The organism is Xanthomonas protegens (genome assembly GCF_038442435.1).
Taxonomy (GTDB): Bacteria; Pseudomonadota; Gammaproteobacteria; order Xanthomonadales; family Xanthomonadaceae; genus Xanthomonas_A; species Xanthomonas_A sontii.
Genome location: NZ_JAQJCQ010000008.1, coordinates 111166 through 121805 on the forward strand (window position 1 = coordinate 111166; position 10640 = coordinate 121805).

Consider the following 10640-nt stretch of genomic DNA (forward strand, 5'->3'; position numbering starts at 1 on the left):
GCGCGCGACAGATGTACCCGGCAGCCGGCCTGCGACGCCGGCCTGGGCAGTGGCCAGCCAGCTCATGACGCCGCTCGGCTGACGATGTCGCCGGCAAGCCGCGCTGCATGCGTCACCATCACGCCGTGCGCCGCGCCTTCGTAGACGAGCAGTTCGGCGCCGGGAATGGTCGCAGCATAGACGCGCCCACTCACCTCGAGTGGCGCGGACGCGTCGCGATCGCCGTGAATGATCGTGACCGGCAGATCGAGCGCGGCGGCTTCCGCCGACAGGTCGCTCAGCGCGATGGTGCGCTGGAACGCGACCACCGCGCGGCGCGAGCAGTCGAGCACCATGGTGGCCATCCATGCGTTGACGCGGCTCGACGCCCCCGGCGCGAAGGGATCGATGTTGGCGTCGATCCAGCCCGACAGATCGCACGCCAGCTGCGTGCACAGGTCGTCCACCATCGCCGGCGTGATCCCGGCATCACCGACGACCCGCGGACCGGTCGCACCGACCAGGATCAATCGCGCGATCCGCGTACGACCGTGACGCGCGAGATAGCGAATCGCCTCGCCGCCAGCGCCCGAATGCGCCACCAGCGTGACGCCCTCCAGGTCGAGCGCCTCGAGGACGGCGGCCAGGTCGTCGGCAAGCGCGTCGTAGCCGTAGCCGGCACGGTCGGTCGAGCGCCCGTGGCCATTGCGATCGTACGCGATGGTGCGCAGGCCCCCGGCGTTGAGATGGAGCATGGTGTCGCCCCAGATCCGGCCGTCCATCGCCCAGCCCGCCAGCAGGACCACAGGCGTCCCCTCGCCCCAGTCGCGCACGAACAGCGCATGGCCGTCGCCACGCGGGATGAATGCCGGCGTCATGCGATGTCCTTGTCGAGAAAGCCGATGACGTCGGCGATGCGCCCATCCGCGGCGAGCCGGGCGATATCGGTCCCGACGGCGATCGGTGCGCCATGTTCGGGCGACAGCGTCCAGGAGAAACGCACGAAGGGATCGTGCGCATCGGGCGCGCCGCGCAGCGCGAATCGGTGACCGGGAACCTGTGCGCGGGCGGCTGCGATCATCGCGGCGATGCCGTCATGGCCTGCGCCCGTCATCATAGGATCGGCATAGCAGGCGTCGGGGATCCAGCCGTCCGCCAAGCGACGGTCGCGCGAGGCCGCATCGGCATCGTTCCATAGCGCAAGATAGGCACGTGCCAGCAGGTTCGGGTCATTCATCGCCGTCTCCTCGTCGTTGATGGGTCGAGCATGCCGATGCCGCTCGGCCGATGCGATTACCTCGCAGGTAATGGCACCACCGCCGCACGTCGGTAGGATGAGGACATGACCACACGCGCGATCACTGTTGGCGACGTACTGCGCGACTGGCGGGCCAGGCGCCGGCTGAGCCAACTCGATCTGGCCTGCGCGGCAGAGGTGTCCACGCGGCATCTAAGTTTCGTCGAGAGCGGGCGAGCGGCCCCCAGCCGCGACCTGCTGCTGCGCCTGGCCGAACCGCTGGCGATGCCGCTCAGGGAACAGAACCGGCTGCTGCACGCGGCGGGATACGCGCCAGTGCATGGCGAGCGCGCCCTCGACACACCCGACATGGCGGCCGCGCTGGCGGCCATCGACGCGGTGCTACGCGCGCACGCCCCGTTTCCCGCCCTTGCGGTCGACCGTCACTGGAACCTGGTGCGCGCCAACGAGGCGGCGACCGCGCTGCTGGTCGGCATCGATCCGACGTTGCTGGCCACGCCCGTCAACGTGCTGCGCGCCACCCTCCACCCCAACGGCCTGGCGCCATGCATCGTCAACCTGGCCGAATGGCGGCACCATCTGCTGGCCCGGCTTCGCCTCGAGATCGACCAGTCGGCCGATCCAGCGCTCGAAACGCTACATGCCGAACTCAACGGGTTCCCCTGCCCGGCCGGCGATCGTCCACCCGGGCCTACCGCACGGATCGCGGTGCCGCTTTCGATCCGCAGCGGAGGAAGTGGAAACATCCTGTCGTTTCTGTCCACCACCACCGTCTTCGGCACCGCAACCGACGTGACTCTGGCCGAGCTGACGCTGGAATGCTTCTACCCCGCCGACGATGCGACCAGGCAGGCGCTCCTCGCCGGCTCGCTTGCGTGACCGAACGTCGGGCATGTCCAGGATGCCAGGCACCTCGTCGCGCGGGGTCTGCTGCGAGGCTTGGTCCGGCGTTCTGCCGGCAACTGATAAAAAACCGAATCGCGGAAACGAAAAAAGGAGCCGAGGCTCCTTTTTTCGGGATTTCACTCGCCTCGCAAGAGGCACGTGACGCAATTTGGAGCGGGAAACGAGACTCGAACTCGCGACCTCAACCTTGGCAAGGTTGCGCTCTACCAACTGAGCTATTCCCGCTTGGGAGCCGCGCATTCTACACGCCTCCCCGGAGGTGCGCTAGCCCTTCGTTGCAAAAAAATGTCCGACGCCGGCCGGCACGGTGCCAGGTCGCGATTCGGCCCTTCCGGCTCGCGTTTCTGCGGCGGGGTCGGATCGGCAGCGGCCTGTGCGCGCCGGGTCGGGCGGCCGCCGGCCGATGCCACACGCAACCCCGGCCGTCCAAACCCGAACGCACCGAACGGTGGCCATGGCGGCATTCGGCTGGGCACTGCCGCCTCGCTGAATCGGAACCCCACTGCCGGAAACATTAGCGGCGTCTTTCCGACGCAAACAGCAAGACGCTCCCCGTGGCATTGGAACCGGCGGTCAGCCTGCCTCGCGATACGCCTTCTCGGCGGCAACGCGTCCCCGATGGCATCGCGCCGGCAACCCGGCACGGAACCAAGGCGCTACTTCAGCGGATTCTCCGGCTCCCTGCCCCGCAGCCCCTTGTCCTGCCGGCAGGTCTTCAAGGGCTGGGCCGTCGCCGACACGATCGTGGTCACTTCGCGGGTGTCGTCACGCACACGCACCTTCAGGCAGGCGCAGCCGTAGCCGGCGCTGCCCGTCCCGGTCGCCACCCAACGCGCCTGGGAAAACGTCGGCCATGTGCCCTCGGCCTGGTGCCCGCCCTGCTGGCCGACCGTCCACTCGCCGTCCTTGTCCACGAGCGTGGCGTTGCCTGGCGAGGGATTGTCGAACCAGCCGCAGCGCGTGACGGCACCGGCAGGCGGCGCGGCATCGGCGACAGCGCACAGGCCGGTCATGGCAACCAGGGCCGCACCGAACACGCTTGCGAAACGCAAAACAGGTCGCGATGGATTCATGACATCAGGATCGAGGGACGAGACCGGCATCATCGCAAATCGGCGTCTGCCGGCGCTGCCGGGAGGCCGCCACAGGCGGCAAGGCACAGCGCCGATGCCGCCTGTCAGTGACCCTGCTCCTGGTAATCGGTCAAATAGTGCTCCGGGTTGCTCTGCGCCGACAGGTCCGCGTCGTAACGCACCGAGGTCGGCTTCGGCGTGCCCGGCACGTACAGCTCGCCCGCGGCTTCGCTGACGATCAGCAGCACGTAGGGGCGTCCGTCCAGTTGCACGGTATAGCGGGTGTCCCGGTCGGTGGTGCGCGTGCTGGCGAGCAGGATCTTGCCGTCGATGGCGCTGTCCGCATCCATGACCTGGATCAACGCCTGCTGGCGCTCGCGCGGCCCGTAGCGCAGCGTGGACACCTTGACGCCATCGGCCGAGGCGTAGGCCTTGACCTGCTTGGCCACCTCCGGCCGCGCCGGCTCGGCGTGCGCGATGGCCGTGGCGCCAGCGAGCGGCAGCGCGCACAGCAGCAGGGCGAAGGTGTGGTGACGCAAACGGGACAGCAGGTGCATTGGCCGGGTCCTTGGTGGGAAACTAGGGGGGATGAGCGGGCCGATCGCCTCGGCCCGTGCTGGAATAGACGAAGCAGACCGCCGCTTCCCCCATGGCAGCGGATCGAGGAGCAGCGAGAGTGACGGAACGCACCCTGCTTGACCGCCATGGCGGTTGCCTGGCGCCATCGGCGACGCCCCCTCCGGGCAGCGACGCGCAGGCCCATCGCCTGCGCCGCGCCGGTCGTGTGTGGAACTCCTGCATAGAGCCGGGCCATGGCCACTGAACTGGACCGCTGGTTCGCGCAGCACGTCCTCGCCCACGAGTCGGCGCTGGTCGCCTACCTGATGCGGTGCTGGCCGCATCCGCAGGAAATCCACGATCTGCGCCAGGAGGTCTACATCCGCGTCTACGAAGCGGCGCGACGCGCCTTGCCGGACACGCCGCAGGCGTTCCTGTTCGCCACCGCGCGCAACCTGATGGCCGACCGGGTGCGGCGCAGCCGCATCGTTTCCATCGAGGCGGTCGGGAATCCGGACGACTTGAACGTCCTGATCGAGGAACGCTCGCCGGAGCGCTGGCTCGGCGGCCGCCAGGTGCTGGCGCGGCTGGCCCACGCACTGGACCGGCTGCCGGACCGTTGCCGCGAGGTAATCTGGCTGCGCCGGGTGGAGGAACTGTCGCAGAAGGAGGTGGCGGTGCGACTGGGCATCAGCGAGAAGACCGTCGAAAAACACATGGCCAAGGGCGTGCGCCTGCTCGCCGATCATTTCCATGGCGCGGTGGTGACCGCCGCGCCGATGCCCGTGATGCTGCAGGAAGCGCAAGATGGAAAGCTGGGCGATTGAGGCGCTGGCCGCGCAGTGGCTCACGCGACGCGAGAGCGGCACGTGGAGCGCGGCGGATCAGGCCGAACTCGACGCATGGCTCGAGGCGTCCACCGCGCACCGGGTGGCGTTCCTGCGCCTGGACGTGGCCTGGAACGAAGCCGCGCGCCTGCGTGCGCTCGGCGCAGGCATTCCCGCCGGGCAACCGGCACCGCGCGGCCTGACGACCGGCCTGGCGGTGACGCCGGGGCCGTCGCTCCCGTCGCCGCTGCCGATGCCGGTCGTCGCGCGCCCCGCTTCCGCACGCCGACGCGCCGACACCCGGCGCCACGGTTGGCTGCTGGCCGCGCTTTGCACTGCGGCCAGCGTCGCGGTCGCCGCCGGCCTGTATCTGCGCCTGGCGCCCGCGGTACCGACCGCCCAGGCCTATCGCACCGAGATCGGCGAACTGCGCACCGTCACCCTCGCCGATGGCTCGCAGGCGACGCTGAGCAGCGACAGCCTGCTCGAGGCCAGCATCGGGCCGCAGGCGCGCCGGGTGGCGCTGCAGCGGGGCGAGGCGTTCTTTGCGGTTCGCAAGGACCCGGCGCGGCCGTTCGTGGTGCAGAGCGGCGCGCGCCGCGTGGTCGCGGTCGGCACCCGCTTCGACGTGCGCCAGGACCGCGACGCGCTGCGCGTGGTGGTGACCGAGGGCCTGGTGCGCCTGGAGGATCCCGGCGCCGCCGACCGCACGCAGGCCGTACTGCTGCCCGCCGGCAGCATCGCCACGGCCGGCCCGCGGGGCGCGCGCGTGCACCGCACCAGCATCGCCGAGGCGCAGCGGCAACTGGACTGGCGCCAGGGCTACCTGAGTTTCGACGATGTGACGCTGCCGCAGGCGGTGGCCGAGATCAACCGCTTCAACCGGCGTCCGCTGGTGCTGGCCGATCCGGCACTGCATGCGCTGCGGATCAGCGGCAGCATCCGCTGGAACGACCTGGAGGGCTTCGCGCGGCTGCTGGAACGCGAATATCCGGTACGCATGGAACCGCATGCGGAAGCGGTGATTCTGCACCGCCGTTAGCCGCTGCGGCGTGCCTTGCAGCGGCCCGCCCCTCCCCGCCCCGTCGCGCCACCAGGAGATGCGTATGCCGCAGCGGTCGATCCACCGAAGACGCATATGGTGCACGCTGCTCGCCACGGTCACCGCGTCGGCGATCGCGCAACCGGGTGGCGGCTTCGATATCCCGGCCGGGCCGTTGGCGCCGGCGCTGAACACGCTGGCGCGGCAGGCCGGCCTGCAACTGCTGTATCGACCCGACCTGGTCCGCGACCTGTCCACGCGCGGCGTGCACGACATCGCCGACCCGCTGCAGGCACTGGACGCGCTGTTGCAGGGCACCGGCCTGCAGGCGCAGCGCGCAGGCACCGACATCGTGTTGCGGCGACAGGCGGCGGTCGCCGCGCCGGCCGCTGCACCGACGCCCGCGGAGACCTCGCCCGCCGCGGTGCCGGCGCAGCTCGCCCCACTGCAGGTGACCGGCTCGCGGATCCCACGCGCGCAACTGGAAGGGCCGGCGCCGGTGACGGCGATCGATGCCGAGCAGATCCGCGCCAACGGCTTCCGCCGCCTGCCGGACGTACTGCGTGCGCTGACCCAGAACGGCGGCGAGACCCAGAGCCAGCAGTCGGCCAGCGGCGCCGACTACACGCCCGGCGCCGAACAGGTGAGCCTGCGCGGGCTGGGCCCGAACCACACCCTGGTGCTGATCAACGGCCGCCGCGTCGCGGACTTTCCGCTGCCGTTCAATGGCCGCAGCAATTTCGTCGACGTGGCCAGCCTGCCCCTGGCCATGGTCGAGCGCGTCGAAGTGTTGAGCGGCAGCGCCTCGGCGATCTATGGTTCCGACGCGATCGCCGGGGTGATCAACATCCTGCTCAAGCGCGACGCCGACGGCACCACCGTGGACGCCCGTGCCGGCCAGAGCAGCCGCGGCGATGCGCGCACGCTGCAGGCCAGCTTCACCCACGGTTTCTCCGGCCAGGTGCTGTCCGGCCTGGTCGGCATCGAGGCGAATCTGCAACAGCCGCTGTGGGCCTACCAGCGCGCCCGCCAGGACTCCAGCAGCGACGCCCCCACTGCACGCGCGACCGCACCGCGGCGCACGTTCCTGCGCACCGATGCCGACGACGTCTATCTCGACCCCGGCGCCGCGACCTGCGCACGGCTGGCCTCGCTCAACGGGCACGACACCGGCTACAGCGCGCGCGACGGCGCCGGTGCCGGCGGCCTGCCCGGCTATTACTGCGGCAGTTCCCGCGCCATTGCCTACGGCACCATGCTGCATCGCCGGCGCAGCGTCGATGCCTATGCCACGCTGCATCGCGCCCTGGGCGAGCGCGCCGAGTGGTTCGCCGACCTGCAACTGGGCCTGCAGGACATCGCGCTGATGCGCGGCGTGCAGACCTGGGCCTACATGCGCCCGGACGGCAACGAAGAAGGCTATTTCTACAACCGGCGCACCGCGCAGGTGGAGTACTGGAACCGACAGTTCACGCCCGAGGAAATGGGTGGCCTGGCGGTCGGCATGGTCCGCAACCGGCAGCAGCGCCTGAGCGTGGCGACCGGCGTGAAGGGCGCGCTCGGCGACGACGGCTGGTCCTACGAGGCCGTGCTCAGCCACTCCCAGGCACGGCTGCGCACCCGTTGGCCGCAGATCGTCGCCGCGCGCGCCAATGCCTGGTTCCTCGGCGACCAGGTCGGCGTGGACCCGCGCTCGGGCTATCCGAGTTTCGAAGCCGATCCGGCGCGGCTGTACACCGCATTGACGCCGGCCGAGTACGCCGCGATCGCCGCGCGCACCACCTACCGCCCACAAACGCGGATCGACGCCGCCACAGTGACCCTGCGGCAACCGGCGCTGTTCGGCCTGCGCGGCGGCGATGCCGGCCTCGCGCTCACCGCCGAAGCCGGCGAGCAGGCCTATGCCCTGCACCCCGACCCGCTGGCGACGCAGTCCTACTACTACAGCTGGCGCGATGCCGACGGCGCCGGCCAGCGCCGGCGTTGGGCACTCGCCGCGGAACTGCGCCTGCCGCTGCTGGAATCGCTGACGGTGGACAGCGCGGTGCGCTACGACCGCTATGCCTATTCCGGCCGGCAGATCGGCCGCTTCACCTGGAGCACCGGCCTGGAGTGGCGGCCGAGCGAAGGCCTGCTGCTGCGCGCCTCGCAGGGCCTGGCGTTCCGCGCGCCCGACCTGCATTACCTGTATGCCGGCGAAGGCATCGACGAAAGCCAGGGCACGGACTACCTCCGTTGCGCCCGCGAAGACGCCGCCGTGGTGGCGGCCGATTGCCGTTTCGACAACGCGCCACTGTTGCGCCGGCGCCGCGGCAACCTGGACCTGAAACCGGAGACCAGCCGTTCCTGGACCGCCGGGCTGGTGTGGTCGCCGCGGCAGGGGCTGGACCTGAGCCTGGACTACTTCGCCATCGACCTGCGCGACCAGGTCCAGGACCTGTCCGCCGACCGCGCGCTGCGCGACGAAGCCGACTGTCGCCTGGGCCGCCGCCCGCTCGCCTCGGCCGCCTGCCAGCAGAGCGTCGCCCGGGTCATCCGCACGACAGACGGACGGCTGTACGCCGTGGCGCTGGGTCCGCTGAATCTGGCCCGCACCACCACCAGCGGCCTCGATGCGCTGCTGCATGGGCAACGCGACACCCGCTTCGGCACCTTCGATGCCGCGCTCGCCTACACCTGGGTCCGCCAGTACCGCACCCAACTCTATGCCGGCGAGCCGATGCAGGACGCGTTCGCGATCAACAGCGGGGTCGACATGCCGCGCACCAAAGCCAGCGCCAGCCTGACCTGGTCGCGCCAGGCCTGGTCGGCGACCGTGCACGCGCAGCGGCTGGGGCGCCTGCCCAGCTGGGCGTCCTCCACCGGCACCTACGACCCGAGCAGCGGCCTGTCGCCCTGGATCGGCGCCAGCTACCGCGTCAACGCCACCGTGGACTACCGGCTCGACGCACGCACCAGGCTGTCCCTGGGCGCCACCAACCTGTTCGATGCGATGCCGCCGCGCGATCGCAGCGCCGTCGTGTATCCGTTCTACGACCTGTCCTGGTTCGACACCGTCGGCCGCCAGCTGTTCGTGCAGTACAGCCGGCGCTTCGGGGCGGCGCCGTAGCGGCGACGCAGCGTAACCGGCGCCGGGCGCACCGCGGTCGCGGTAGGGAAAACCGCAGCTGGCTCGTCTATCTACCGCAACGTCGCCCTGCGGGAGACGCTGCCGCGCGCTGCTGCCGGGTCCCGCACCGTCTTTCCGGAGCATCCGCTGCATGCAGACCCTGATCCAACGCGGCATGGCCGCCCTTCGCCAAGACGACGTCGACGGCCTGTACAGGCTGTGGTCCGGCACGACCGTGCTCAACCATCTGCAGGAGGCCGACCTCGATGTGCTGATGCAGCGCTGCGACGCCCGGATCCAGGCCACGCCGGGCGACCCGGCGCCATGGCGGCTGAAGTGCCTGATCTACCTCGACCGCAGCGCGCACTTCACCGGCGATCGCCAGCAGGCGCTGCGTACCGTCGCCGAGTGGGCCGGACGCGCGATCGGCCTAGCCCCTCACGACGCCGAGGCGCACCGCCTGCTCGGCAGCGCGCACTACTGGCTGGACGAACCCGCCGCGGCGATCAGCGCCTACCGCAACGCCCATGCGCTGCAGCCGCAGGTGGACCTGCAGGTCCGCCTGTTCGAGATGGAATCGCTGCCTGCCGGGCAGTCGCCGCAGCTGCTGCAGCTGGACTTCCGCGACGGCAACGCCTGCCACTACTACGGTGCCGGCGTCTCCATCGGCAAATGGAAACACGCCGGGATGGAGCCGGCCGATGCCGGCTACGTCGACGCGGTGCAGTTCGCCCTCTACGAGCACGGCACCACGCTGTTCCGGCAGGCCCTGGAGTTGGGCGACGCCGCCCCGTGCAATACCGACACGCATACCTTCGCGATGTGCTGCAACAACCTCGGCCTGCTGTACCTGGACCGGGGCCTGTACGCACAGGCGCAGGCCATCCTCGAAGAAGGGCTGCGCCACAGCCAGTTCCAGTTCCTGCACCAGAACCTGCGCGAGGCCTATCGCCACCAGGGCATGCACGCCGAGGCTGCGGATCTGGCGCTGACCCTGATGATGGACTACGAACTGGACACGCCGCTGTTCCTGGATTGCGCGCAAGCGGCATGCAGCCATCTCAATCGCGTCGGCCGCCATGCCGACGTGCTGGAAATCGCCGATGCGGCGCAGGAAGAGTTCGAGGCGTTGCCCGACGACGCCCAGGACGATCCGGAACTGCTGCGGATGTATGCGCTGGTGCAGGCGCACCACCGTCTCACCGCGGCGCGGGCGCTGGGCCGGCTGCAGCCGGAGCACGTGGATACCGCCCTGTCGCGGGCGGCAGCGGAGGCGAATCCGCACGACCTGGACACGCTGTTCGTGCACGCCAGCGCACTGAGCGAGGCGCGCGACTACCCGGCCGCGGTCGACGCGTACGGCACGCTGATCACCCAGGCCTCGCAGCAGCAGGACCTACAGGCGCTCAAGCGCGCGCGGCACGGGCGCGGCTACCTGCTGCTGTACTATCTGCCCGACGCCAAGGCCGCACTGCAGGACTTCCTCGCCGTGCAGCGCGACGGCACGGACGACTTCTACACGCACTACTACCAGGCCAACTGCCATTACGTGCTCAAGGACTACCGCAGCGCACTGCCGGCCTGCGACGCGGCACGCGCCCTGCTCGACGACGCCGTGGTGCAGGCGGACGCCGGCTCGGCGGCGCAGCTGTACATGATGGAAGCCAATTGCCACATGAACCTCGGTGCCTATCCCGCGTCGGTCGCCGCCTTCGAGCGCTCGCTGGCGCTGCACGAGCGTGCGGACGTGCGCGAGAGCTACGCGCTGGCCAGGCAACTGGCCGCCAAGCCGAAGAAGGGCTTGTTCGGACGACTGTTCTCGTGACCGCCACGGCATGCCCCGTTCCGGGCACTGCCAGCCTAACGGCGTCATTCCCGTGCCGCGGCC

The 10640-nt window shown here is 70.3% G+C and carries 9 protein-coding genes and 1 tRNA gene; 5 read left to right on the top strand and 5 right to left on the bottom strand.

Annotation, left to right across the window (positions count from 1 at the left end):
* Window positions 1-62: 62 nt before the first annotated feature.
* Both PIQ37_RS11180 and PIQ37_RS11185 read right to left on the bottom strand, forming a co-directional pair.
* Entirely contained in the window at window positions 63-857 is a 795-nt protein-coding gene (locus PIQ37_RS11180; RefSeq protein WP_342073520.1) for an alpha/beta fold hydrolase, read from the bottom strand.
* Complete coding sequence (locus tag PIQ37_RS11185) at window positions 854-1216, bottom strand: nuclear transport factor 2 family protein (protein ID WP_342073521.1); 363 nt, start codon at window positions 1214-1216, stop codon at window positions 854-856. Before PIQ37_RS11185 ends, PIQ37_RS11180 begins: the two co-directional genes overlap by 4 nt.
* 105 nt (window positions 1217-1321) lie before the next feature.
* Here PIQ37_RS11185 and PIQ37_RS11190 point away from each other — a divergent pair, with 105 nt between their 5' ends.
* Window positions 1322-2116 (top strand): helix-turn-helix domain-containing protein, encoded by a 795-nt coding sequence (locus tag PIQ37_RS11190; protein ID WP_342073522.1) that lies wholly within the window; start codon window positions 1322-1324, stop codon window positions 2114-2116.
* 176 nt (window positions 2117-2292) lie between these two features.
* Here PIQ37_RS11190 and PIQ37_RS11195 read toward each other — a convergent pair.
* The 3 genes from PIQ37_RS11195 to PIQ37_RS11205 form a co-directional block, all read right to left on the bottom strand.
* Window positions 2293-2368, bottom strand: a tRNA-Gly gene (locus tag PIQ37_RS11195).
* Between the two features lie 431 nt (window positions 2369-2799).
* Window positions 2800-3249 (bottom strand): DUF4087 domain-containing protein, encoded by a 450-nt coding sequence (locus PIQ37_RS11200; protein WP_342073523.1) that lies wholly within the window; start codon window positions 3247-3249, stop codon window positions 2800-2802.
* 71 nt (window positions 3250-3320) lie between these two features.
* On the bottom strand, window positions 3321-3773 hold the full coding sequence (locus PIQ37_RS11205; protein WP_342073524.1) for a hypothetical protein: 453 nt from the start codon (window positions 3771-3773) through the stop codon (window positions 3321-3323).
* 255 nt (window positions 3774-4028) lie between these two features.
* On the opposite strand from PIQ37_RS11205, the gene PIQ37_RS11210 reads away from it, so the two are divergent.
* The 4 genes from PIQ37_RS11210 to PIQ37_RS11225 all read left to right on the top strand — a co-directional run bounded on the left by PIQ37_RS11210 (window position 4029) and on the right by PIQ37_RS11225 (window position 10577).
* On the top strand, window positions 4029-4601 hold the full coding sequence (locus PIQ37_RS11210) for an RNA polymerase sigma factor (protein ID WP_342073525.1): 573 nt from the start codon (window positions 4029-4031) through the stop codon (window positions 4599-4601).
* The gene (locus tag PIQ37_RS11215) at window positions 4582-5643 is read left to right on the top strand and encodes a FecR family protein (protein ID WP_342073526.1); all 1062 of its coding nucleotides are present in this window, start codon (window positions 4582-4584) and stop codon (window positions 5641-5643) included. Before PIQ37_RS11210 ends, PIQ37_RS11215 begins: the two co-directional genes overlap by 20 nt.
* A gap of 64 nt (window positions 5644-5707) precedes the next feature.
* Window positions 5708-8752: a TonB-dependent receptor gene (locus PIQ37_RS11220; protein WP_342073527.1), complete on the top strand. Its 3045-nt coding sequence runs from the start codon at window positions 5708-5710 to the stop codon at window positions 8750-8752.
* Between the two features lie 151 nt (window positions 8753-8903).
* Window positions 8904-10577, top strand: a complete 1674-nt coding sequence (locus tag PIQ37_RS11225) for a tetratricopeptide repeat protein (protein ID WP_342073528.1) — start codon at window positions 8904-8906, stop codon at window positions 10575-10577.
* Window positions 10578-10640 lie beyond the last annotated feature (63 nt).

Excerpts from the sequence above, each read along its gene's own strand:
- PIQ37_RS11180 (WP_342073520.1), bottom strand. The coding sequence starts at position 857 with ATGACGCCGGCATTCATCCCGCGTGGCGACGGCCATGCGCTGTTCGTG.
- PIQ37_RS11190 (WP_342073522.1), top strand. The coding sequence starts at position 1,322 with ATGACCACACGCGCGATCACTGTTGGCGACGTACTGCGCGACTGGCGG.
- PIQ37_RS11215 (WP_342073526.1), top strand. The coding sequence starts at position 4,582 with ATGGAAAGCTGGGCGATTGAGGCGCTGGCCGCGCAGTGGCTCACGCGA.
- PIQ37_RS11220 (WP_342073527.1), top strand. The coding sequence starts at position 5,708 with ATGCCGCAGCGGTCGATCCACCGAAGACGCATATGGTGCACGCTGCTC.
- PIQ37_RS11225 (WP_342073528.1), top strand. The coding sequence starts at position 8,904 with ATGCAGACCCTGATCCAACGCGGCATGGCCGCCCTTCGCCAAGACGAC.
- PIQ37_RS11210 (WP_342073525.1), top strand. The coding sequence starts at position 4,029 with ATGGCCACTGAACTGGACCGCTGGTTCGCGCAGCACGTCCTCGCCCAC.
- PIQ37_RS11200 (WP_342073523.1), bottom strand. The coding sequence starts at position 3,249 with ATGATGCCGGTCTCGTCCCTCGATCCTGATGTCATGAATCCATCGCGA.
- PIQ37_RS11205 (WP_342073524.1), bottom strand. The coding sequence starts at position 3,773 with ATGCACCTGCTGTCCCGTTTGCGTCACCACACCTTCGCCCTGCTGCTG.
- PIQ37_RS11185 (WP_342073521.1), bottom strand. The coding sequence starts at position 1,216 with ATGAATGACCCGAACCTGCTGGCACGTGCCTATCTTGCGCTATGGAAC.